This is a genomic window from Bacillus fungorum, assembly GCF_002746455.1.
In the GTDB taxonomy this organism is placed as follows: domain Bacteria; phylum Bacillota; class Bacilli; order Bacillales; family Bacillaceae_G; genus Bacillus_A; species Bacillus_A fungorum.
The window spans coordinates 45,938-70,594 of the sequence record NZ_NWUW01000016.1; the positions used below are offsets into that span (position 1 = coordinate 45,938).

Sequence of the window (24,657 nt, forward strand, 5' to 3'; positions counted from 1 at the left end):
ATCTTATTTCCACTAAATTTTAACAAATAACGTTCAATATTTTGTCACTTTGTACTTTTTTCCACATCTGTTAATTCAATTTCATTGCGGTTAAAATTAGCATTATGCCATAATAGCATAGGAGAGGTGAATATCGCTTGAAATATTTTATTTACTTTATTGTTATCGTAGCATTTCTAGATACATTTTCACAATTACCTATTATGAGTACGTTCGCTCAAAGTCTTGGAGGATCCCCTCTTATTATTGGGCTAGTTGTCGGTATGTACTCATTCGCTAATATGATCGGTAATATTATTGCTGGTGCTGCCGTCGATAAATTTGGTGCAAAAAAAATACTTTATATAAGCATGGGACTTACGAGTTTCATAGTCTTGTTATACACCGTTGTTCAAAGTGGTGAACAACTATTAGTTGTGCGCTTTATGCATGGTTTTAGTGATGGATTTTTAATTCCTGCTGCTTTTACGTTTTTATCAAAACAAACAAATTCAGCAAAACAAGGTAAGGCAATGGCTCTATCTGGTGCTGCTGTTGGAACAGCGGCAATTGTAGGACCTGCTTTCAGTGGGATTATGAAAGCAACTGCTGGTATAGAGTGGGTGTTCATTACCATTTCTATTTTAATGGTTCTTGGTACAATCGTATCTCTATTCTTCTTACCAAATAACGTATCAAGAAAAGATACTTCAAGAACACAAATGATGAACAAAGAAGATATGATTGAACTATTGAAATCAGAACCGTTATTACAAGCATATATTGGTGCTTTCACACTAATGTTTTCACAAGGAATTGTCACGTATATGTTACCTGTGAAAGTTGAGGCATTAGCCCTTAAAGCATCTACAACAGGCATGATGTTAAGTGTGTTCGGAATTACCGCTATCCTCTTCTTCTTACTGCCAACAAACCGTATTTACGATCGATTTAATCGTTCAAAACTCATGCTAATTGGGATTACAGTAATGGCATTAGCATTATCTTTACTTGGATTATTCGCAACAAAAGGTATGCTCTTTATCGTTATGATGATTTATGGCATTGGATTTGCTATCCTCTTCCCATCAATAAATGCATTACTTGTTGAAAATACAACAGATGATCAACGCGGAAAAGCATTCGGATTGTTTTATGCTTTCTTCTCATTAGGAGTTGTTGCTGGATCCTTTACAGTTGGAGCAATTGGGGCATCACCTAGCGTCAGCTTCGTTATCGGAACTGCATTCTTATTAACATTTGCCGGAATGATTTATGTAAGAAGCAAAGTAAAAGGCAGAGACAAAGTAAAAAAGACAATGATAGGATAATTCCATCATTGTCTTTTTTTAATGATAAACTTCTATTCAACTTTTAACTTTCAATAAGCCGTATTTAATAAACAATATGGCATTATATTTTTCATAAAGATAATACAATGGATAACAAAATAAGAAGAAAATAAGTACAGTTCGACAATTTCCTCGGAAATATTTCCTTTCCCCTCATAATTTGATACACTACCTATGAACAAACACTTGTATTATATAAGCTAAAATAATAACTTACTGCACAAATAAAAAAACACACTCTTCATATGAAGAATGTGCTTTTATGTTATTAACGTTTAATCCAAACAGCGCCTGCCGATTTATCCTCTGCCTGTCCAACAACTTGGAATTTAAGTCCAAGGTTTGGAACTTTTCTTCCTGCGTCTGCAATTTGTTTGTTACTATATACTTTTGAATCATCGAAAGTTGTAACACCTTGTAATCCAGAATAGTTAAACTGTCCACGTGTTAATGAATTTACACTCCATGCTGGTGTTTGATCAAATGAAAATGCAGCGTCTGCAATTTGCATACCTGTATTACCGTACGCTGGTTTCCCATTTAAATTACCAACAAGTGCCTCTGGATGCGAATCTACAACACCAAGGAAGCCTTCACCTGGATGTACCCCAACCCAGTTATCTTTAAAACTATCATCTGCATACCAAACGACAAGACCTGTATTATATACTGGACCTTTTCCTGCTTTTAATCCATTATCTGATCCCGCATAGTTTCTCCACTCTAAGTAGTAATAATGAGCTTTTTTCTCTGTCCCATCAGAAACAACAAAACCATTTAAATTCATTTTAGATGTTCCTTCTGCATCATCAGAAAATACTACTTGTCCATCAACTGTTACATTTACATTATCCATCGCGAAACCTTTATATGTTACAGCTGGATCTGTAATATAGTCGAATTGTAGTTTCACTTTCTTCCCTTTAAATTGACTTAAATCGTATGATTTATCAATCCATTTTCCATCTGTTGTGTCTTTATCTCCTTGGACTACTTTTTCGCCAAGTCTATGAATTAATGTTTTCGTTCCATCTTCTGTTACTGCATGTACTTCGACAAAATCGCACTCTGCTTCTAACTCATAATTTGCTTTATAATCAAATTTTGCCTTTGTCCCTTTTGTTAAATCAAAAAATGGTGTTTCTAGTGTTGTATGCATATCATCTCCTCTTGTACTATAATATGCATGCTTTCCAAACTCCGGTTTAATCGTTTCAACACTTTTACCTGGTAAGTTAACGCGTACAACACCTGGACGATTAGATTTCGTAACACTTTGATCAATATATGTAGGAACTCCTACACCACGCTTAATTTTATCGTAATCTACTTCTAAAATGTTTGCCCAGTTGCCACCCATATTCTTTTGTAAGAAATCTTTATTTTGTGGTGAGAAACTAGTTGGCTCTGTTCCTGCAATTTTCCCTGTCCAACTACCTCCACTCATTAACGACCAAGCTTCAACAGGTGAACCATTTCCAGTATATTTCGTGTCATATTCATCCGGTAATCCAAGGTCATGTCCAAATTCATGCGCAAATACACCTACTGCTCCATCTTCTGGTTCAATTGTGTAATCATGCGCTGCTACTTTTCCACCAAAGTAATCTACCTTTGATTTTGTACCTTCAATCGCTACTGGATCTATTGCTAATTTTGAACGATGTGACCAAATTGCATCATCACCTAATTTACCGCCACCAGCTTCTTGACCAACACCAGCATGGATTACCATTAAATGATCAATTACACCGTCAGGTTCATTTTGATTTCCATCACCGTTTGTATCATATCTATCAAATTGATCAAATTGAGATAAATCTAACCCTTTCTCAGCAGCTGCATGTAAAGCTTCTTTCACTAAATCACGTGCGCCTTTTGGTCCTTTATTATCGTGACCACTACTACCATCAGCACCGTAGTCAGACGCCTTTCCTGGGACAGTTAACCACTCCGTTACATATCCGTCCGTCGTATAACTACCGCCAGACTGCTCTTCGTAATATTGTTTAAACGTTTTTACTTTCGAACCATCAAATAACGTGTATGGTTCATTACCAAATAACATTTTTTGATAATGCTCTCTACTAAAGTCATTCGAATACATATACCCTGGTGTTTGATCAATATTATTATGTTTATAATCACTAAATTCAACGAGTAATACTAATACTTTATCAGTGCGAACAGATCCTTTATAAGGCGCTTGCTTTGCCTTAGATGTTGGAACTTGCCCATTCAATTGTTTTTTATTTGGTTCTGGCTTTTGCTCAGGGCTAACATTTTTTTCAGGTTTCTTTACTTTCTCCTTTTCTTCCATTTTCTTCTCTTTTACTTTTTTCACGAAATCAGATGCCTCTTTAGCAGTATCCGCTGGAAGAATTTCTTTATTTGCCTGATCCCCTTGTTTCTTTTCAATATATTTCTCTACAGCCTTTTTCGTATCTTCTTTAGAAGATGCTGGATTAATTGTTCCTCTTTCTTTCAACGCTTCCGCTAAACGATCTTCTTGAATTAAATTGTAATCAATTGGTGTTGTAGATACATTATCTTTCTCTTTTGCTGGCGTTTCTGCGTATGCTAATGGAGCACTTATTACAGATGTGCATCCGATAATTGCCGCAATTGCTAATGACGATAACACTTTAAATGGCGCTTTTCTTCTCATTCTATTTCTCTCCTTTTATAAAACTTAAAATTCCGATAATTCAGTGTGTTTTTTGCCGAAATCTCTGTTTACTACCCTCCCTATATAAAAAGGCATAATTCTATAAACGTTAAACTTTCTGTCATAGAATCATGCCCTCCAGTTTTCTGGTCAGACCCTCTATCTTTTTATCCCGCTTTAACGGGCAGTAAGACTCCCACCTCAAAATTCGGTGAATGCGAGGAAGTTAGGCGGGAGATAACTGCTCGTAAAAGCCCGATTGGTTCAACTAATAGTCAGTGGGGGGATGAACAAAGCCCCCCACTGATTAAAGTTTCACTTTATATCAAAATATGAAAAATAAAGAGTGATTTGTATATATTAAATAGTTTATATAACAAATTTAAAAGACAATATGCAAAATTGCATGAAAATTCTTTTAAATAAAAAAGAATCCTAGTCAATTAAACTAGGATTCTTGATTTTCTATTATTTCTCTTGTGTTTTTTCCCAATCAGCTAAGAATTTCTCAATTCCTTGATCTGTTAATGGATGCTTCACTAATGAAGCAATTACATTTGCTGGGATTGTTGCAATATGTGCACCGTTTAATGCTGCGTCAGTTACGTGAACGCTGTGACGTACAGATGCTGCGATGATTTCTGTTTCAATACCGTGAATTGCAAAGATTTCTGCGATTTGGCGAATTAAGTCCATACCGTTATGACCGATATCATCTAAGCGACCTAAGAATGGTGAAACGTATGTCGCACCAGCGCGAGCTGCAAGTAATGCTTGAACTGCTGAGAATACTAATGTAACGTTTGTACGAATTCCTAAGTCAGAGAATGCTTTTACTGCTTTTAAACCTTCTGTTGTCATCGGAACTTTTACAACAACGTTTGGAGCAATTTTCGCTAATTCTTTTCCTTCTTCGATCATTTTATCAGCTTCTAAGCTAATTACTTCTGCACTTACAGGACCCTCTACAACGCTGCAAATTTCACGAATACGCTCGTGGAAATCTACGCCTTCTTTTGCTACAAGTGATGGATTTGTCGTTACTCCAGCTAATACGCCTAATGCATTTGCCTCTTTAATTTCGTTAATGTTTGCTGTATCAATAAAGAATTTCATTTGTTAGTCTTCCTTCCTAATTTTCATTTTATATTTATTTGTTTTTCTTAATAAGCTCTAATTCAATCGGAATAGATTTGTCCACTTTTTTACCTTGTGTTATCTCTTTTGCTGTTTGCATCGCCTTCTCCCCGATTAATTCCGGTTTTTGAGCAACTGTTGCAGCCATACGCCCATCGTTAACCGCTTTTACAGCATCTTCTGTTGCATCAAATCCAACAACGACTACATCTGTTTTTCCAGCAGACTTCAATGCTTCAAGTGCACCTAATGCCATCTCGTCGTTATGCGCAAACACGGCTTTAATATCACCATTTGCTTGTAAAATGTTTTCCATAACAGATAATCCTTTCGCTCTATCAAAATCAGCCGCTTGTTTGGCAACTACTTTTAAAGACTTATCAGCTACATTATGGAATCCTTTCCCGCGCTCACGAGCAGCAGAAGAGCCAGGGATTCCTTCTAACTCAGCAACGTTTTCTCCCCCGCCCACTAATTCACGAATGTAATCACTAGCCATTTGACCACCTTCAATATTATTAGAGGCAATGTGAGAAACAACCTTGCCTGAATTCGCAACGCGGTCTACTGTAATAACAGGAACATTTGCTGCATTTGCCGCACTTACTGCTGAAGCAACAGCATCTGAATCGGTTGGATTAATAACAACTACATCGACACCTTTTTGAATTAAATCTTCAACATCATTTGTTTGCTTTGCTGCATCATTTTGTGCATCAACAGCAATCAATTCAATGCCGCTTTCTTTCGCTTTCTTTTCTGCCCCTTTTTTCAAAGTTACAAAAAACGGATTATTTAAAGTTGAAACAGAGAATCCAACTTTAATAGTTTTATTTCGACCTTTATCGCTAGAATCCTTTGCCCATTCTGGTGGTTCCATTGAACAACCAGCAGTAATGACCATAATACATGCAACGAGTATAAGTAACCACTTTTTCATGAACTATCCCTCCATTACGCTTCTTTTCGACGATCAATTAATACAGCTAGTAAGATTACAAGCCCTTTTACAACTTGTTGGAAGAAAGAAGATACACCTAATAAATTTAAACCGTTATTTAGTACGCCGATAATAAGTACACCGATGAATGTACCAACAATCCATCCTCTTCCTCCAGAAAGACTTGTTCCTCCTAATACAACTGCTGCAATTGCATCTAATTCGTAAGAAGTACCTGCAGTCGGCTGTGCAGAATCTAGTCGTGATGTTAAGACAATACCTGCAAGCGCTGCCAAAATTCCAGAAAGACCGTAAATCATTACTTTAATTCTCGTAACATTAATACCTGATAGTGCTGCCGCTTCTTCATTTCCACCAATTGCAAATGTACGGCGACCAAATGTTGTTTTCTTCAAAATGAAGTACAGTACTGCGAAAGCGATCATCATTGTAACAGCTGGTACCGGAATACCGAGAAAATAACCGCGGCCAAACATTTGGAACATTAAATGATCACCAAGACCAGTGATCGGACGTCCGTCCATATAAACAAGCGTCAACCCACGAAAAATAGTCATTGTTGCTAAAGTCGCAATAAACGGAGCTACTTTTCCTTTCGCAATGATGATACCGTTTACAATTCCCATTACAAGACCAGCAAGTAGTCCAACTGCCATTGCAAGGAACGGATCCATACCACTTGCCATCATTCCAGCAACAAGTGCACTTGATAATGCTAAAATAGAACCTACCGATAAGTCAATACCCCCTGTTAAAATTACAAAGGTCATTCCGAATGCAATAAGCGCATTAATCGATACTTGACGCAGTATATTAAATACATTTGGAATTTCAATAAACGCTGGATTTAAAGCCGTAATTACTACAATAATTAGCGCTAGTCCAATTAAAGACCCAAGTTGTTGCAATACATTCCCCTTCTTAGCCATCCTTACTCTCCCCCTGTAGCTAGTGCCATAATAGACTCTTGTGATACCTCATCTTTCTCTAAAATTCCGCCGACTTTTCCTTCATGAATAACAAGAACGCGATCACTCATTCCTAAAACTTCTGGAAGCTCAGATGATACCATAATAACGGCATCGCCTTGCTCGGTAAGCTTATTCATAATAGAGTAAATTTCTTTTTTCGCTCCAACATCGACACCCCTTGTTGGCTCATCTAAAATGAGTAACTGCGGGTGGATACCTAGCCATTTTGCAATAACAACCTTTTGCTGATTTCCACCAGAAAGAGATTTCACCGCTTGCTCTCCGCTAGCTGCTTTCACATTAAGCAATTTCATCATGTCTGCTGTAAACTGTTGTTCTAGTTCGTTACTTAAGACACTTCCCTTTGAAAGACTTTCTAAATTTGGTAAAGCTAAATTTTCTCGAATTGAGAAATCTAGCACTAACCCTTCGGATTTTCTATCCTCTGTAATGAAAGCTATTCTTTGTCTAATCGCATCTATCGGACTATCAATCTTTACTTCTTGTCCATTTATGAAAATTTGGCCAGAATCTAAAGGTTCGTATCCAAATATCGCTTTCATAATATCTGTACGGCCAGCTCCCATCAAGCCGGCAACACCAAGGATTTCACCTTTTCTAACTTGAAACGAAACATTTTCAAACTTTCCTTTTTTCGTTCCATTACGCATTTCAAAAATAACATCGCCAATTTGACTATTTCGTTCTGGGTAACGTTCACCAATGCTGCGCCCCACCATCATACTCACTACTTCATCAAACGATGTTTCCGGAATAAATCTCTTTCCCACATATTCCCCATCACGTAAAATCGTAATGGCATCACATATTGAAAAAATTTCTTCCATTCGGTGTGAAATATAAACGAACGAAACGCCTTCTTTACGTAATTTATTAATGACAGTAAACAACGTTTCAATTTCACGATCTGTTAATGCAGCGGTAGGTTCATCCATAATAATAACGCTCGCATTTGTCATTAATGCTTTCGCAATTTCGATAATTTGCTGTTGTCCAACCGATAATTCTCCTGTCAACATAGCGCCTTTTACATGTAACCCTAACTCCGCTAGTTGCTGCTGCGCAATCGCGTTCATTTGACGCGTACGTAAAATACCTGTCTTCCCATACATTAACTCTTTACCGAGAAACATATTTTCAGCTACTGTTAAGTTCGATAATATGTTCAATTCTTGATGTATAAATGCAATACCGTGCTCTTCAGCTTCTTTCGCATTTTTAAAAGTTCGTTCTTGTCCATCAATCGTGATTGTTCCACCATCTTTTTTGTATACACCTGTTAAAATCTTCATGAGCGTTGATTTACCCGCTCCATTTTCCCCCATCAATGCATGAACTTCTCCTGTTTCAATCATAAACTGTGCATTCTTCAAAACAGGATTGCCATTGAACGCCTTTGAAATATTTTTCATTTCAATATGCATTCTCATCACTTCCCTTTATTAAAAAATCACGCCTGCATGTAAAATTACATTGGCATAAGGCGTAGCCTCGCCTGTACGAATAACCGCCTTCGCTTTCTTTGTATGCTCTTTAAATTGTTCATGCGATACATATTCAAATGCTGGCTCTATTAATTTCAGCTCGATCTCTTTATTTACTTCCTCATTATTGTTAATGACTTCTTCTGCTAACGTCACTTTTTCAATTTCCATATCATCAGCTACCACTTGCAATACATCTAAAAAGCTAGGTTTTCCAATTTCAACAGCTAAATCAATTCTTTTTACTCCGTCAGGAATTGGTAAACCGCAATCAGCGATTACAATTGTATCTGTATGCCCGAGTGAAGCAAGGACTGATGCAATCTCACTGTTTAATACGCCGTGCTTTTTCATCCGACAATCACCTGCACTTCACGTACTTTATCTCTCGTTGGCATACCGCCCTGTGCCCCAAGCTTCGTTACGGAAAGACCACCAGCAATATTCGCAAAGCGAATTGCTTTTTGAAGTGTTTCTCCTTCAGAAAGCGCAACTGCTAATGCACCATTAAATGTATCACCAGCTCCAGTCGTATCTACTACATCAACAGCAATACTAGGAACATGTACAATCTCCGTACCGTTATGGAAACGTACACCGTTAGAACCTTCTGTCATCAATAGTTTATTTGGATATTTAGCCAGTAAATCTTCAATTGGTGATGTGAAATCATCTAATACGATGCGGCACTCATGTTCATTTGGAGTAATATAAGTTGCCTTTTCTAAAATATCTTCTGATAGCACTTGTGCTGGCGCTGGATTTAACATAATCGGGATTTTGTATTCCGCACAAATAGCCAATACATATTTTACTGTTTCAAGTGGAATCTCTAGTTGAAGAACAACCATATCTGCTTTTATAAGAAGATCTTTTGAGCGATCTACAACTGACTGATTTACAAGAGCATTCGCCCCTTGCACCACAACAATACTGTTATCCTCTTCTGCTAAAACGATATGAGCAATTCCTGTCGCCGCATCTGTAACCGGTACCACATAGTCGATAAAAACGTGTTCGTTCTCTAAATTTTTCCTAACTACCGTTCCATAATTATCGTTTCCTACAGCCCCAACCATCGCTACATTTGCTCCTAATCTAGCTGCAGCAACTGCTTGGTTCGCCCCTTTTCCACCTGGAATTGTATGAAAAGCTTCACCAATTACTGTTTCTCCTGCTTTCGGCCGTTTTTGTGAAACAGCCACTAAGTCCATTGAAATGCTTCCTACTACTGCAATATTTGGCATCTGTTTCATCTCCTTACTTCGTTGTATTTCGTTCTATAATTTCAATCGGTAGACGATAGTGTTTTTCTTCTAACGGACTACCTTCCATCTGCTTTAACAGTAACTCTGTCGCGATTTTCCCCATCTCATAAATTGGTTGGGCAACCGTTGTAATAGATGGATACATCATTTCCGTTAGAGAAATCCCATCAAATCCGATAATTTGTAAATCATCTGGAATAGAAATCCCCTTTTGCATTGCAGCTTTTACGATACCAATTGCAATTAAATCATTTCCAGCGACAATTCCATCAATATGCGGGTATTCTTCTAATAATTCCATCGCTACACGCTCACTATTAGCTGGATCGAACGTACTCTCTGCAATCATATATGAAAGATTATTTTGCGTAATAACATCTACAAAACCTTCAAAACGTTCATTCGCTGTACTCACATCACGCGGTCCACGAATATGCGCAATATGTTTACATCCTTTATCTATTAACAGCCTTGTTGCGTCCTGGATCCCTGCATAGTTATCAGCATATACAGTAGGAATACGCTCATTAAACATGCGGTCAATCGCAACAACTGGAACAGATAAATTCATGTAATTAACACTATTTTGTAGATTCGTCGCTACAATAAATCCATCCACATTATTTTGCCTAAGTACATCAATATATTGCTTTTCTTTCTCTAAACTCTCATCAGAGTTACAAAGTACAACTGTGTATCCTTGCTTATGCGCTACATCCTCTACGGCACGTGCAACTTCTGGAAAGAATGGATTCACGATATTTGGAACAACTAAACCAATTAAACGGGACTTTTTATTATATAGCGAACGCGCTACTGTACTAGGTTTATAATCTAGCATCTCAATTGCTCGTTCTACTTTCTTCAATGTATCTTCATGAACATATCCATTTTTATTTAACACTCTGGAAACGGTCGCAACAGATACTCCCGCTAATTTTGCAACGTCTTTAATCGTACTCATTCTCTTCCCTCTCCATTTCATGTAACCGTTTACAGAAAATAATATAACGTATTTCTAGAAATACGTCAATCATTTCTCACAAAAAAGCTTTTAAGGTTATACTCAAAAAAGCACCGCCATAAGGCGATGCTTTTTCATTACGAATATGATACAGTTTGTTCTTTTTCCTGTGCAGCAGGCTCTTCAGCGCCTTTTTTACGATCTGATAGTTTAATCTTCTGTAAGAAGATTGTAAAGATGGCACCCACTACAATGAATACTAATCCTGTTAGAAATACAGTATGAAGCGAGTCTACTAAAGAGTTTTTCAAAATTGGTACAATGCTATTAGCAAATGCTTCTGGCATTTTTTTTAATGCCTCTGGACTAAATAACATTGAATATAAACCTTGTGGGTCTGTATGAATCATATCTTTAAATTTCGTTACCATTTGTCCCGCTTCTTTCGGGAACGTATCTAATACGGGTACTAAATTCTTTGTTAATGTTGTACCTGAAGTGTTATTCATAATTGATCCTAAAATTGTAATACCAAATGTTCCACCGATTTGACGAAAGAACTGGCTTGATGATGTTACGACACCAAGATCTTTTTTCGGGAAGCTTTCTTGTAACGCCAATGTTAATGTTGGCATGACAAGCCCCATTCCTAAACCGATAACCATCATATAAGAAGTAGCAGTCAGCTTCGTTGTGTGCATATCCATCGTTGTTAATAACCAGAATCCGCCAGCCATAATAAGCATTCCTGTAATAATTTGTGGTTTTACACCAACTTTTAATACAAGCTGCCCGCCGATAATACTCATCACGATCATTGTAATCATCATCGGTGTCATGATTGTTCCTGATTCAGCAGCACTTACTCCTACAATTCCTTGCATAAAGAATGGTACGAACATAATAGCACCAAACATTCCGATACTCATAAAGAATCCAATCGCATTCAGTAATGTAAATGTACGATTTTTAAAGAAATGCATCGGTAAAATTGGTTCTTCTGCTTTCGTTTCAACGATAACAAAGCTAACGATACCAATTAGAGCTAATGCAAATAACCCGATAATTTGCCAAGAATCCCATGGGTAATCTTTTCCGCCAAATGTTAACGCAAGTAATAAACTTACAACACCGAGAATCATCGTGAAGATTCCAGCGATATCAATTTTAATTGGTCCTGTTTGTTTATGTGACTTTAATCCCATTGCGATAAAGATTGTCGCTAAAATACCAACTGGTAAGTTAATGTAGAACACCCATCTCCAGTTCACTGCGTCTACAATCCAACCACCAACTTGTGGTCCAATTACAGAAGCAAGACCGTATAACGCCCCAAAAATCCCTTGCCATTTCGCACGTTCTTTTCCCGTGAACATATCTCCGATAATAATCATAGCCATTGGCATCATAATACCGCCACCAAGCCCTTGAATACCACGGAAAATAATTAATTCTGTCATACCATTTGCCATACCACATAAAGCTGAGCCACCCATAAAGATGACTAGCCCTGTTATATATACGTTACGACGACCAAGTAAATCCGCTAATTTACCCGCAATTGGTACAACTGTCGTTGATGTTAACATATAAGCTGTCGTTAACCATGTCATTAAGCTTAGTCCGCCTAGTTCACCGACGATACGCGGCATTGCTGTACCAACGATTGTTCCATCTAATGCTGCAAATAACATCGCAATTACTAAACCGATTAACAGCAACTTTCTATTTATATTTTCTTGTTGCTCCATGTAATCTCCTCAATTCCTCTTAGTTATTCTCTTTTTTCTCTTGTGTCCCGCAAATAATTGTTTCTAGCTTCTCAAAGAGGCGTAACAAATCTTCTCTTTCTTGCAACTCTAAATGTGAAAAGTATTTTGCAATATGCTCGTTACGAGCGGCCATTGCCTCTTCTACTCTAGCTTTCCCCTTTTTTGTTAACTCAATGACAACAACACGACGGTCATCTTTGTCGTGATAACGTTCTACAAGCTCCTGATCAATTAGGCGATCGATCATCACTGTAATTGCACTAGGCTTTACATACATCTTTTTTGCTAATTTTGTTGCTCTTGACGCTCCATAATGATCTAAAATCTTTAAAATATAAAACTGCGGTGGTGTAAGTCCTGTTGCTTGCATTTGTTCTAATAACTCCGTCTGCATTTTCTTTCCAATCGAAAAGGCAAGAGCTTGAATTTTATCGATATGCGTCATATCATTTGGCATGTTATCCACCTCTTATTTAAACAATAAAATATTTAACCTATTTAAATATTAATACCACGAATAAAATCCGTCAACACTTTTTATTTATAAAAACGTTTACATTTTTGTCACAAAGTTGTATAATTTTCGTCGAAGTTAATATTGACAGTCACGGAGAATTGGAATACACGGCTATGAATCATAAAAAAGGAAACTTTTTTATATTTCATGGCCTTTTTATATTCTCTGTCTTACAACACTTCGAATTAATTAGGGGAGGATTTTCATTTTATGTTTTTCACACAATTCTTTAAACCTGCGCCCCACGCAGAACGCTTACCAGCTGATCGCGTTGATAGCGAATACCGTAAATTACGTTTACAAGTATTCTTGGGTATCTTCATCGGCTATGCAGGTTACTACTTTGTTCGAAAAAACTTTTCACTAGCAATGCCATACTTAATCGAACAAGGATTTAGTAAGGGGGAACTTGGAGTTATCCTTTCAGCAGTTTCTATCGCTTACGGATTAAGTAAATTTCTTATGGGTATCGTATCCGATCGTTGTAATCCTCGCTACTTTTTAGCAGCTGGGCTATTTTTATCAGGTATCATTAATATTATTTTCGGCTCATTTTCTTTCATTACAACGAGCATTATACTTATGTTTGTACTTCAGTTTTTAAATGGATGGGTACAAGGTATGGGATGGCCTCCTTGTGGCCGTACGATGGTTCATTGGTTCTCTATTAGTGAACGTGGTACAAAAATGTCTATTTGGAATGTCGCTCATAATGTCGGTGGCGCACTTATGCCTTCTCTTGTGACATTAGGGTTATATTTCTTTGCAAATGACTGGAAGAGTATTTTTTACTTCCCAGGTATTCTTTCAATTTTAGTTGGTGTTTATGTATTAATTACAATGAGAGATACACCTCAATCTTGCGGATTACCTTCTATTGAAGAACATACTGGAGAATATCCACCAGATGAAAAAGTACAAGATCGCGAACGCGAACTTTCGGTAAAGGAAATTTTATTTAAATACGTACTAAACAATAAATTTTTATGGTATATCGCTATTGCGAACGTTTTTGTTTATTTCGTTCGTTACGGTGTTGTAGACTGGGCTCCTACTTACTTAGTAGAAGAAAAAAACTTTACTCATAGTAGCTCACGTACTGCTTACGCTCTATATGAATGGGCTGGTATTCCAGGTACACTTCTTTGCGGATGGATGAGTGATAAACTATTTAAAGGACGCCGCGCACCTGCTGGCATTTTATTTATGGTTGGTGTATTTATCGCAGTCCTTGTTTATTGGCTAAACCCTCCTGGTAATCCAATGGTTGATAGTATCGCACTTGTCGCAATTGGATTTTTAATTTACGGACCCGTTATGTTAATTGGTCTACACGCCCTTGACTTAGCACCAAAGAAAGCTGCTGGAACTGCAGCTGGCTTAACTGGCTTCTTCGGTTACTTAGGGGGAGCATCTTTCGCTAGTGCCGCTATGGGCTTTATCGTCGATGCATTTGGATGGGATGGCGGATTCATCTTATTACTTGCATCTTGTGTACTTGCAATGTTCTTCCTTGCCCTTACTTTAAATACAGGGTCAGTAAAACAAAAGCAAGCTTAAGCACTAATATTATTCTTATCAAAAAAAGAGAGACTGTTCTTTCGAGAATGCCTCTCTTTTTTCTACAAATAAATCTTTTTTCTTACAAAAGATTTATTTGTCCCCATTATGCATGTTAGCGTTTCCAAAACACTCCAACTACTTATATAAATGCATCCAATCTTTATATAAAAAGATTTTTGAATATTTTCTTAACTTATGCTTGTCAAACATTGTCAATTTATATTAAAATAACAACAACATACAAAATATTTAGTCTTTTCAGAAAGATGGAGGGATAGCCATGAAGAATCCACTTCTTCGCATTGAAAACTTACAAACTTCCTTTCGCATACAAGATCAATATCATGCAGCAGTTGATAATGTTTCGTTAACTGTCCATGAAAATGAAATTGTCGCGATAGTTGGTGAATCAGGTTGCGGAAAAAGTGCACTTGCCCTTTCTATTATGCGACTGCATAATGAAGCAAATACAAAATTACAAGGGCAGCTTAACTATAGAGATAAGGATTTACTAACTATGTCAGCCGCAGAGATGAATAAAGTACGCGGATCAAACATCGGCATGATTTTCCAAGAACCTCTTACAGCACTTGATCCTCTTATGACAGTTGGAAAACAAATCGAAGAAAACTTAGACTACCACACAAGCCTTTCAAAAGTTGAAAAGAAAGAACGCACCTTAGAACTACTTCATCAAGTTGGTATTCCAAAACCAGAACTTACATATAAACAATACCCACACGAATTATCTGGCGGAATGAGACAAAGAATTGTTATCGCAATTGCAATTGCTTGTAACCCAGCACTCATTATTGCGGATGAGCCAACAACTGCACTTGACGTAACAATTCAAGCACAAATTTTAGACTTACTAAAATCTATTCAAGAACAAACAAAAATGGGCATCATTTTAATTACTCATGATTTAAGTGTTGTCGCAGAAACAGCCGATCGTATCGTCGTTATGTACGCTGGACAAGTTGTAGAAACAGGAAAAGTTGAAGAGATTTTTAACAACCCTCTTCACCCATATACTCGTTCTCTATTAAACTCCATTCCATCTGCGTATGCTGAAAAAGAAAAATTACATGTAATTCAGGGGGTGGTTCCTACGTTAGCGAAGCTTCCTCGCACAGGTTGCCGCTTCCAAGCTCGAATTCCATGGATTAGACCTGATCAACACGAGGAAAATCCAATTTTACATGAAGTAAAACCAGACCACTGGGTGCGTTGTACTTGCTACAAGCATTTCAACTTCCAAGATAAGAAAGGAGATGACGTAACTCATGGCACTGCTTAAAGTAGAAGATTTAAAAGTACATTTCCCAATTAAAGGTGGTTTCTTCGGCCGCACATTAGATTACGTTCGTGCTGTTGATGGCGTAAGCTTTGAACTACAACCTGGCGAAACGTACGGAATCGTTGGGGAATCTGGGAGTGGCAAATCAACAACTGGAAAAGCAATTATGCACTTAACGAAAGCAACAGGCGGTAGCATTCATTTTAATAATAGAGATTTAACAAAGTTAAGTCGCTCTGAGCTACGTGAACAACGAAAAGATATTCAAATGATTTTCCAGGACCCATATTCATCATTAAATCCGAAGAAACGTGTTCTCGATATTATCGCTGAGCCTCTTCGAAATTTCGAGAAGCTCTCACCTGATGAAGAACGTAGAGCCGTTCAAGAATATCTTGATAAAGTTGGTCTAAATCCAGAGTCAATTTATAAATATCCACATGAATTTTCCGGTGGGCAAAGACAGCGGATTGGTATTGCACGCGCTCTTACTTTAAAACCGAAACTTATTATTGCTGATGAGCCAGTATCTGCGCTTGACGTGTCTGTACAGGCACAAGTATTAAACTTCTTACAAGATTTACAATCTGAACTCGGACTAACGTACTTATTTATCAGTCATGATTTAGGTGTAATTCGCCATATGTGTGATCGTATCGGTGTTATGTATCGCGGACGCATTGTGGAAGAAGCAACTAGTGCAGAAATTTATAGTAATCCGCAACATATTTATACGAAGCGCCTAATATCAGCAATTCCTGATATTCGTCCAGAAAACCGCGAGCAACAACGTAATTTGCGTCGTGAGGTAAGCGCTGAGTACGAGAAATCATACGAAAATTATTTCAATGAAAATGGACGTGCTTACGATTTAAAACCAATCTCGCCAACTCACCGGGTGGCATTACCATAAGGGAGTGATAAAACATGTGGAAATTTATATTACGCCGGGTTTTAGTTATGATACCCCAATTATTCATATTAAGCGTACTCGTCTTTACACTGGCTAAAGCAATGCCAGGCGATGCATTAAGTGGCGCTGAACTAGCAAACCCAAAAGCTGATCCAAAAGTGATTGAAGAACAACGTGAAAAACTAGGTTTAAACGATCCGATTCCCACTCAATATGTACGGTGGATTTCAAATGCCGTGCAAGGGGATTTCGGTATTTCTTACGCACATAAAATAAAAGTAACAGATATTATTGGGGAACGTCTTGGCAATACAATACTGTTAGCTCTTCTTATTCTTATTCTTACTTACTTAATTGCTATTCCACTTGGAGTTATAAGTGGACGTTGGAATGATACGTGGGCTGATCGACTCATTACGCTCTATAACTTTTTAGGATTCGGTACACCACTGTTTATTTTCGGATTAGTAATGTTATTCTTATTCGGCTTTTTATATCCAATTTTCCCTACGAGTGGTAGCGTTGACCCACAAGTTGCAACCGGATCATTTGATTACTATTTAAGTAAATTAAATCATATGATTTTACCAGCTTTATCTGGGGCATTAATTGGAACTGTAGGAACTGTCCAATATTTACGAAGTGAAATTATCGATACGAAACATAAAGATTTTGTACGCACGGTAAAAGCAAAAGGTGTACCAGAATCTAAAGTATATTCCAGACATATTTTACGAAATTCATTTTTACCAATCGCAGCATTTTTAGGATATGAAATTACAGGTTTAGTTGGGGGCTCTATTATTCTAGAAAATATTTTCGGCTACCCAGGAATTGGACAACTATTTTTCCAATCTATCACTCAACGTGATTTCAGTGTCGTAACTGCTCTTGTATTATTTACTGGATTCGCAACGCTACTCGGGACTCTTCTTTCCGATATTATTCTAAGCATCGTTGATCCACGTATTCGTATTGATTAATGGAGGTGAAGAAACGTTATGTTAGCAAATCCTGAAAAACAAACTGAAGTCATTCATTACGAAAAGAGCCCTTCTGGTTTCTCCATTATGTGGCGAGAATTTCGTAAAGATAAACTAGCAATGTTTTCTCTATTCTTTTTAGCTTTAATATTAATAGCCGTTTACGCAACTTCATTTATTATGAAGCAAGAAGATATCGTCCGAGTCGATCTATTCGCCATTTATGATCCTCCTTCTGCTGAACATTGGTTAGGAACTGATTATGGGGGTCGCGATATTTTCGGACAATTAATTATTGGTACACGTAACTCCTTTACAGTTGGTTTAGCTATCACTCTTTTATCAACCCTTATCGGTCTTACGATGGGACTAATTGCTGGCTATTTTGGAGGAGTTGTCGATAACATCATTATGCGTTTTATCGACTTTATGATGATTTTACCATTCTTAATGATTGTTATCGTGTTTATCTCACTCGTTCCAACTTTCAATATTACGACATTTATTCTCATAATGACCGCTTTCTTATGGGTCGGAAAAGCAAGGCTTATACGTTCTAAAGTATTAACTGAGAAAGAACTTGATTACGTATCTGCATCAAAAACATTAGGAACACCAAATTGGAAAATAATCTTCCAGCAAATATTACCTAATTTAAGTTCTATTATCATCGTAAATATTACATTAAATCTTGCTGGTAACATCGGAATTGAATCTAGTTTAACTTACTTAGGCTTCGGTCTACCAGAGAGCACACCAAGTCTTGGTACACTTGTAAGTTACGCAACTAACCCAGATGTATTGCAAGAAAAGTGGTGGATTTGGTTACCCGCATCAATCATGATTTTAGTGTTGATGCTGTGTATAAATTTTATTGGTCAAGCGTTAAAGCGTGCGGCTGATGCGAGACAAAGAAAAGGATAAGGGGTGGAGAAGTTATGAACAAACCAAAACTGTACAAAGTATTAAGTACACTTGCTGCTTCAACATTATTACTATCTGCATGTGGAGGTGCTGATAGCGGTAGTAAAAAAGCAAACACAAAAAAAGTAGAAACAAATAAATTTAGTGCTGCTGTAAAAAATGACGGTAAAGAAATTAAAGACGGATCATTAACTTATGGACTTGTTTCAAATTCACCCTTCGCTGGTGTTTTAAGTAGAGTAGTGTATGAAGTTGCTCCAGATTCAGAGATTATGGATTTCTTTGATGAACAATTATTAGCTACAGATAAAAACTGGGAAATTACAAATGACGGTGCTGCAACTTATACAATTTCTGAAGATAAAAAAACGATTACAATTAAGATTAAAGATAATGTAAAATGGCACGATGGTAACCCTGTAACAGCTGAGGATTTAGAATATTCTTACTTAATAATCGGTAATAGCAAATATACAGGTATCCGTTACGATACACAAATGCAAATGATTGAAGGTATGGAAGAATATCACACTGGAAAAGCTGACAAAATTTCTGGTATTAAAGTAGTCGATCCAAAAACAATTTCCATTACTTATAAAGAAGTAAACCCTTCACTAAAAACTGGTATTTGGACATATCCTACACCTAAAAAATATTTAGGTGATGTACCAATTGAAAAACTAGCTGAATCAGATAAAATCCGTCAAAATCCAATTGGATTCGGTCCATTTAAAGTGAAGAAAATCGTTCCTGGTGAATCAGTTGAGTATGAGCGTTTTGATGATTACTGGGGCGGCAAACCTAAGCTAAAAAATGTAACATTAAAAGTTGTAAATCCATCTATTGTTAGTGCATCTTTGAAAAAAGGTGATATTGATATTGCAGCAATTACTGCTGATCAATATCCGAACGTAAGTAAATTAAAAAACACACAACTAATTGGTAAAACTGACCTTGCTTACACTTATATCGGATTTAAGTTCGGACATATGGACAAAGCAAAGAATGAAGCTGTAATGGATAACGATAAGTTCAAAGACGTTCGTTTACGTCAAGCGATGGCACATGCAATTGATAGAGAAAAATTAGGAGAGAAAGTATATCACGGACTTCGCGTTCCAGCTAACTCTCCAATTCCACCATCTATGCCAAAGTACCATAATAATGATGTTGGTGCGTATAATTTCGATGTAAATAAAGCGAAAAAACTATTAGATGAAGCTGGGTATAAAGATAAAAATGGTGATGGATTCCGTGAAGATCCAAAAGGTAATGAATTGAAGATTAACTTCTTAACTAGTAGTGGTAGTGAAACAAGTGAACCGCTGGCTAAATTCTACATTCAATCTTGGAAAGATATCGGCTTAAAAGTAGAACTTGTTGATGGACGCTTACACGAATTTAATGCTATGCGTGACATGATTAAAAAAGATGATCCGAAGGTTGATATTTTTGCCGGTGCTTGGAACACTGGCTCTGACCCTGACCTTTCTGGCCTATGGGGCAAAAATGCCGGATTCAACTACCAGCGCTGGGTAAATGATGAAAATACGAAGTTATTAGAAGCAGGATTATCAGAAAAAGCTACTGATGAAAAATATCGTAAAGAAGTATACGATAAATGGCAAAAATTAATTCATGACGAAGCACCGATGATTCCAATTCATTACACATTTGATTTAACAGGTGTTAATAAGCGCGTAAAAAATTATGATGTCAACACTGAAGTGAATCAAATAACTTCACATTGGAAAGACGTTACTGTAACAAGTGAGAAGCCAGAAGTAGAAAAATAATCATAAAAATAGCTCTTAGCATCTACATACATGCTAAGAGCTATTTTTTATTTTCATTGCTGTTCCTACTAATGATAACAACCAATTCCTTCCCCACTCTAAAATTAAAAGATTTGATGAATCATCTTTATTACAACAGCTAACGTAACAGATGCAGCAAATCCTCCTAAACAAATAAGACCGACACCTTGACTATATGATAAATTTTGAAGTGCTTTCATTTTTTTCATCCTCCCTATCTCCCCTTCGTTATTTTTATTTTACCAATAGAATAATTTTCATAACATCGATTTTTCTGACAACAAACTTACAAATTTGTAAGTTAACAATTTCTCTTTAAACTTATATATCTAGTATGTCCACGCCCTCCTCCTTTATACGTTAAAAAAGACCTCGCATTATATGAAGGCACTGAAAAAGTGATTGCTTTGAAAAAACAACGTGCATTTTATCAATATATAGAAACAAACAAAGGGGTCCATCGCCTGTATATAGTAGGTGATGGGCTCCTTTTGCTTGTTAGGCGGACTTTTTCAGTGGCCTCCATTATATCAAGGTCTTGCTTACACTACAGAATATATCACTCAAATTATTTAATAATCATCACCGGGCATTTCACTCGTTTTGCTATTTTATGACTTACACTACCAAGCACCATCTCTTGCAGTGTATTTAATCCTCTACTCCCAGCAATAACAAGATCTATATCCCCTGTATTTACATATTGAACGATTGTATCTCCAGGATCACCATGTAATATCGTAATTGTATAAGAAATGTTCTCTTTCTTTAATAAACCTTCAATCTCTTTTAATTTATCTTTTCGACTAGCTGATACTGTTTCTAAATCTGTTTGACCTTGTATAATATCTGACTTTGCCGTTCTATTGTCTACAACATACACAACTTCAACATTTGTTTCTTCGTTAAATTTTGCAATATATGTCGCATGCTCTGCTGCTCGAAGTGCATGTTCAGAACCGTCACATGCTAATATAATTTGTTTATACATATGCTGAATCCCCTTTTCGTTATCCTACTCATATTATATAGTAAAGCCCCCTAAAAAGGAGGCTTCTAACTAGCAATTCTTTTATTATAAGTAGCTAAATTTACAACAAGTTTTAAGCTACGTTCATTTAATCCTGTTATATTTACTTTCACACCAATTTGTTCATACTTCATGATAACTTTATCAATTGATGCCACTGCTGAATCATCCCATACATGCGCATGAGTAAAGTTCATCTCAATTTCTTTTACATCTTCCTCAAATGAAAAAGCATTTATAAAATCTGCTGTAGACGCAAAGAAAAGTTGACCGTGAATTTCGTATATTTTCTTATTTTCAATATATAAATGTTTCACGTGAATCTTTGCCATATTGAATGCAAATAAAACCGCACTAATTACTGTTCCGATAATTACACCTAATGCTAAATTATGTGTAATTAGGACAATCACAACTGTTACGATCATAACAAATGCGTTTCCTTTTGGTACTTTATGAATTGTTGTTACAGAGTTCCAATCAAACGTTCCGATTGAAACCATAATCATAACCGCAACTAAAGCTGCCATCGGAATATGAACGACATAATCTCCTAAAACGAATAGTAATACGATTAAAAATCCGCCCGCTACAAATGTTGATAGGCGACCTCGTCCACCTGATTTAATATTAATAACAGATTGACCAATCATTGCACAACCTGCCATTCCTCCGAAGAAACCAGCAACAATGTTTGCACTCCCTTGTCCACGTGCTTCCTTATGCTTATTACTTTCCGTATGCGTCATATCATCTAAAACCGAAGCTGTTAATAATGACTCTAGTAAACCGATAATTGCAAGCATAACTGCGTACGGTAAAATAATCCCTAATGTCTCAAGTGTAAAAGGCACATCAGGAATGCTAAAGAACGGTAATTCTTTCGGCAGGCTTCCCATATCCCCTACTGTTTTCAACTGTAATCCACTCATAATTGCAATACATGTCACAATAATAATGGAAATAAGTGTAGACGGGACAGCCGTCGTAATACGTGGAAATACATATATAATTACAAGTCCTAATGCGACAAGTGCATACATTTGCCAAGTTGCATTTTTAAAATGCGGCAATTGTGCTGTAAAAACTAAAATTCCAAGTGAATTTAAAAAACCACTCATAACAGATTTCGGAACAAACTTCATAAATGAGCTCAGTTTGAACACGCCAAAAATAATTTGGACAATACCCGTTAATATTGTTGTAGCAAATAAATATTGCAAACCATGATCTTTAACAAGCGTTACCATTAATAATGCCATTGCACCTGTTGCAGCTGAAATCATCCCAGTTCTTCCGCCAACAAATGAAATGGTAACTGCAATACAAAAGGCTGCGTATAATCCAACGGTCGGATCCACACCTGCAATAACAGAGAAAGCAATTGCTTCAGGGATTAACGCTAAAGCAACAACTATTCCTGATAGCACATCCCCTTTCACGTTGGAGAACCAATCATTTTTTATCGTTTGAAACAAAATACCACTCCTCTACTCTTTTATCATTTGATCTTCTCCATAAGAAAATCTAGCCGACTGCACGAAAGCTATTATATAACGAGTAGAGATATCTGTGCTATGTAAAAATTTCCTAAAGAAAAAGGCCCTATCTTAGTAGCGCCTTTGCTCCTTTTACCCCGCATTAACGGGCAGTAAGACCCCACCTCAAAATTCAGCGAAAGCAAAGAAGTTAAGTGGAGATCAACTGCCCGTAAAAGCCCGATTGGTTCAACTAATAATCAATGGGGGAGGAATACCCCCCCACTGATTAAAGTTTCACTGTATTAGTGTCCACCGTGCCCTTGACCACTTTCTTGCACAATCTCTAACCTCTCATCCAATATACCTTGTGTTTCAAATGAAATATCACTCGTACTTCCTAATAAGAAGCCGTGGTTATACGGTCCAAGTGTTGGGTCATCTTTAAACTTCGGTTGAATAGTAGCAAGAAAATCATACACTGGTTGTGAAGCTTTTTCTTCCTCTAACAAGACAACAGGTGCGTGTTTACCCATATGTGAAAAAGGTGCCCCAGCAACTGCTAAGTCTGGTTTTGTGAACCCACATCCAAATTTTGTTTGTTCATCTTTAAACTTTGCAAATGCAATAGAATTTTCTACTGGAGTCTCTCCACTAATACACGTTACTTTCCCGTATTTGCTTAACTCTTTTTCTACTTCTTTTGAAACAATTTTTTCTGGCCCTAATACATATATATTTGCTTTATCTTTTCTCATTTTTAATGCCTCTATTGTCGCTTTTGGCACTTTTTCCTTTTCTGTATACAAAAGTGGCTCTGGCATATGAGAAATCCAATTTACAGCGGGTGTTGTATATAAACGTCCTTCTTCTTCAGACGAACCGATAATAACGCTATTTGGATAGCTTCCTGTTATATCGGCATATTCTTTATCCACATCTTTAGCAAATATAGCTGGATCCGTTTCTTTTATTTGCTTTACTTTATATGCTTTTAATTGTTCAAGGATAGATGCACCTACATCCCCCATCACCATAATTTGTGTGCCATCTTTCGTTCCGAGCGGATTTAATCGTTTTATTTCTTTTAACGTCATTTCGGGTATCTTTTCTTTTTCTATAAATAAAATCGGCCCGTTATTCGGATGGTGAATAAGGTCCGCACTCGCAATACCTAATTGCCATTCGTTTACTGGTACTAAAATAATAGCGCCTGGCTGATTCTCTTTATGTGTTGCTGGCCATATCGTTTGCGAAGTTAATACTGCCATTTGCAAAGGATCGTTTGTGTTTAATCTCGTTACATTTTTTAAACTTGTCGTTAATAAACCATTCGATGCACCTTCGTTCATTTCTTTCGGCGCAGTTACCACCGGATTCATTTTCATTTCCTTTTGCTCTGTTTTTTTCTCTTCTTTAGATTCATGATTTTTATGATCCGTGTTCGTTTGTCCACATGCAGCAAGACCAACTGCTGTAATTATTGTTATCCCAAAGATTCGGGTCATCTTTTTCACTATACCGCCTCCGTATGAATCGTTTTCGAGCCAATATG

The 24,657-nt window shown here is 36.9% G+C and carries 21 protein-coding genes; 7 read left to right on the forward strand and 14 right to left on the reverse strand.

The genetic code is table 11. The features are described from left to right. Positions 1 to 137 precede the first annotated feature (137 nt). The gene (locus CO726_RS20370; RefSeq protein ID WP_098761534.1) at positions 138 to 1,310 is read left to right on the forward strand and encodes an MFS transporter; all 1,173 of its coding nucleotides are present in this window, start codon (positions 138 to 140) and stop codon (positions 1,308 to 1,310) included. Positions 1,311 to 1,599: 289 nt separating this feature from the next. Here CO726_RS20370 and inhA2 read toward each other — a convergent pair whose 3' ends face one another. The 10 genes from inhA2 to CO726_RS20425 form a co-directional block, all read right to left on the reverse strand. Beyond that, on the reverse strand, positions 1,600 to 3,999 hold the full coding sequence (gene inhA2 / locus CO726_RS20375) for a M6 family metalloprotease immune inhibitor InhA2 (RefSeq protein ID WP_099685492.1): 2,400 nt from the start codon (positions 3,997 to 3,999) through the stop codon (positions 1,600 to 1,602). A gap of 468 nt (positions 4,000 to 4,467) precedes the next feature. Next, on the reverse strand, positions 4,468 to 5,115 hold the full coding sequence (gene fsa, locus CO726_RS20385; RefSeq protein ID WP_000667664.1) for a fructose-6-phosphate aldolase: 648 nt from the start codon (positions 5,113 to 5,115) through the stop codon (positions 4,468 to 4,470). Between the two features lie 34 nt (positions 5,116 to 5,149). Beyond that, positions 5,150 to 6,076 carry a ribose ABC transporter substrate-binding protein RbsB gene (rbsB, locus tag CO726_RS20390; protein WP_099685493.1) on the reverse strand — a complete coding sequence of 309 codons (927 nt, stop codon included), beginning with the start codon at positions 6,074 to 6,076 and terminating at the stop codon, positions 5,150 to 5,152. 14 nt (positions 6,077 to 6,090) lie between these two features. After that, positions 6,091 to 7,026: an ABC transporter permease subunit gene (locus tag CO726_RS20395; RefSeq protein WP_099685494.1), complete on the reverse strand. Its 936-nt coding sequence runs from the start codon at positions 7,024 to 7,026 to the stop codon at positions 6,091 to 6,093. A 2-nt stretch (positions 7,027 to 7,028) separates the two neighbouring features. Further along, positions 7,029 to 8,513: a ribose ABC transporter ATP-binding protein RbsA gene (gene rbsA / locus CO726_RS20400; RefSeq protein ID WP_099685495.1), complete on the reverse strand. Its 1,485-nt coding sequence runs from the start codon at positions 8,511 to 8,513 to the stop codon at positions 7,029 to 7,031. An 18-nt stretch (positions 8,514 to 8,531) separates the two neighbouring features. Next, entirely contained in the window at positions 8,532 to 8,927 is a 396-nt protein-coding gene (rbsD, locus tag CO726_RS20405) for a D-ribose pyranase (protein ID WP_099685496.1), read from the reverse strand. Then, the gene (rbsK, locus tag CO726_RS20410; RefSeq protein ID WP_098761540.1) at positions 8,924 to 9,820 is read right to left on the reverse strand and encodes a ribokinase; all 897 of its coding nucleotides are present in this window, start codon (positions 9,818 to 9,820) and stop codon (positions 8,924 to 8,926) included. Before rbsK ends, rbsD begins: the two co-directional genes overlap by 4 nt. Positions 9,821 to 9,833: 13 nt before the next feature. Continuing rightward, positions 9,834 to 10,805, reverse strand: a complete 972-nt coding sequence (rbsR, locus tag CO726_RS20415) for a ribose operon transcriptional repressor RbsR (protein ID WP_098761541.1) — start codon at positions 10,803 to 10,805, stop codon at positions 9,834 to 9,836. Between the two features lie 137 nt (positions 10,806 to 10,942). Further along, positions 10,943 to 12,556 carry an MDR family MFS transporter gene (locus CO726_RS20420; RefSeq protein WP_099685497.1) on the reverse strand — a complete coding sequence of 538 codons (1,614 nt, stop codon included), beginning with the start codon at positions 12,554 to 12,556 and terminating at the stop codon, positions 10,943 to 10,945. A 19-nt stretch (positions 12,557 to 12,575) separates the two neighbouring features. Then, positions 12,576 to 13,034 carry a MarR family winged helix-turn-helix transcriptional regulator gene (locus tag CO726_RS20425; protein ID WP_001132362.1) on the reverse strand — a complete coding sequence of 153 codons (459 nt, stop codon included), beginning with the start codon at positions 13,032 to 13,034 and terminating at the stop codon, positions 12,576 to 12,578. 270 nt (positions 13,035 to 13,304) lie between these two features. Between CO726_RS20425 and glpT the strand changes: the two genes are divergently transcribed. The 6 genes from glpT to opp4A all read left to right on the forward strand — a co-directional run bounded on the left by glpT (position 13,305) and on the right by opp4A (position 20,573). After that, positions 13,305 to 14,654, forward strand: a complete 1,350-nt coding sequence (gene glpT, locus CO726_RS20430) for a glycerol-3-phosphate transporter (RefSeq protein ID WP_099685498.1) — start codon at positions 13,305 to 13,307, stop codon at positions 14,652 to 14,654. A gap of 283 nt (positions 14,655 to 14,937) precedes the next feature. Next, on the forward strand, positions 14,938 to 15,957 hold the full coding sequence (locus CO726_RS20435) for an ABC transporter ATP-binding protein (RefSeq protein WP_098761544.1): 1,020 nt from the start codon (positions 14,938 to 14,940) through the stop codon (positions 15,955 to 15,957). Further along, on the forward strand, positions 15,944 to 16,870 hold the full coding sequence (locus CO726_RS20440; RefSeq protein WP_099685499.1) for an ABC transporter ATP-binding protein: 927 nt from the start codon (positions 15,944 to 15,946) through the stop codon (positions 16,868 to 16,870). Before CO726_RS20435 ends, CO726_RS20440 begins: the two co-directional genes overlap by 14 nt. 14 nt (positions 16,871 to 16,884) lie before the next feature. Further along, on the forward strand, positions 16,885 to 17,853 hold the full coding sequence (gene opp4B / locus CO726_RS20445) for an oligopeptide ABC transporter permease (protein ID WP_099685500.1): 969 nt from the start codon (positions 16,885 to 16,887) through the stop codon (positions 17,851 to 17,853). An 18-nt stretch (positions 17,854 to 17,871) separates the two neighbouring features. Next, positions 17,872 to 18,777: an ABC transporter permease gene (locus CO726_RS20450; RefSeq protein ID WP_000880731.1), complete on the forward strand. Its 906-nt coding sequence runs from the start codon at positions 17,872 to 17,874 to the stop codon at positions 18,775 to 18,777. A 14-nt stretch (positions 18,778 to 18,791) separates the two neighbouring features. Continuing rightward, entirely contained in the window at positions 18,792 to 20,573 is a 1,782-nt protein-coding gene (gene opp4A, locus CO726_RS20455) for an oligopeptide ABC transporter substrate-binding protein (protein WP_099685501.1), read from the forward strand. 104 nt (positions 20,574 to 20,677) lie between these two features. Here opp4A and CO726_RS20460 read toward each other — a convergent pair whose 3' ends face one another. The 4 genes from CO726_RS20460 to CO726_RS20475 all read right to left on the reverse strand — a co-directional run bounded on the left by CO726_RS20460 (position 20,678) and on the right by CO726_RS20475 (position 24,619). Further along, positions 20,678 to 20,803: a DUF4027 family protein gene (locus CO726_RS20460; RefSeq protein ID WP_000738299.1), complete on the reverse strand. Its 126-nt coding sequence runs from the start codon at positions 20,801 to 20,803 to the stop codon at positions 20,678 to 20,680. A gap of 359 nt (positions 20,804 to 21,162) precedes the next feature. Beyond that, entirely contained in the window at positions 21,163 to 21,585 is a 423-nt protein-coding gene (locus CO726_RS20465; protein ID WP_098761548.1) for a universal stress protein, read from the reverse strand. 65 nt (positions 21,586 to 21,650) lie between these two features. Next, the gene (locus CO726_RS20470; RefSeq protein ID WP_099685502.1) at positions 21,651 to 23,102 is read right to left on the reverse strand and encodes a SulP family inorganic anion transporter; all 1,452 of its coding nucleotides are present in this window, start codon (positions 23,100 to 23,102) and stop codon (positions 21,651 to 21,653) included. Between the two features lie 305 nt (positions 23,103 to 23,407). Further along, positions 23,408 to 24,619 (reverse strand): cell wall-binding repeat-containing protein, encoded by a 1,212-nt coding sequence (locus CO726_RS20475; RefSeq protein ID WP_099685503.1) that lies wholly within the window; start codon positions 24,617 to 24,619, stop codon positions 23,408 to 23,410. Between the last annotated feature and the right edge of the window lie 38 nt (positions 24,620 to 24,657).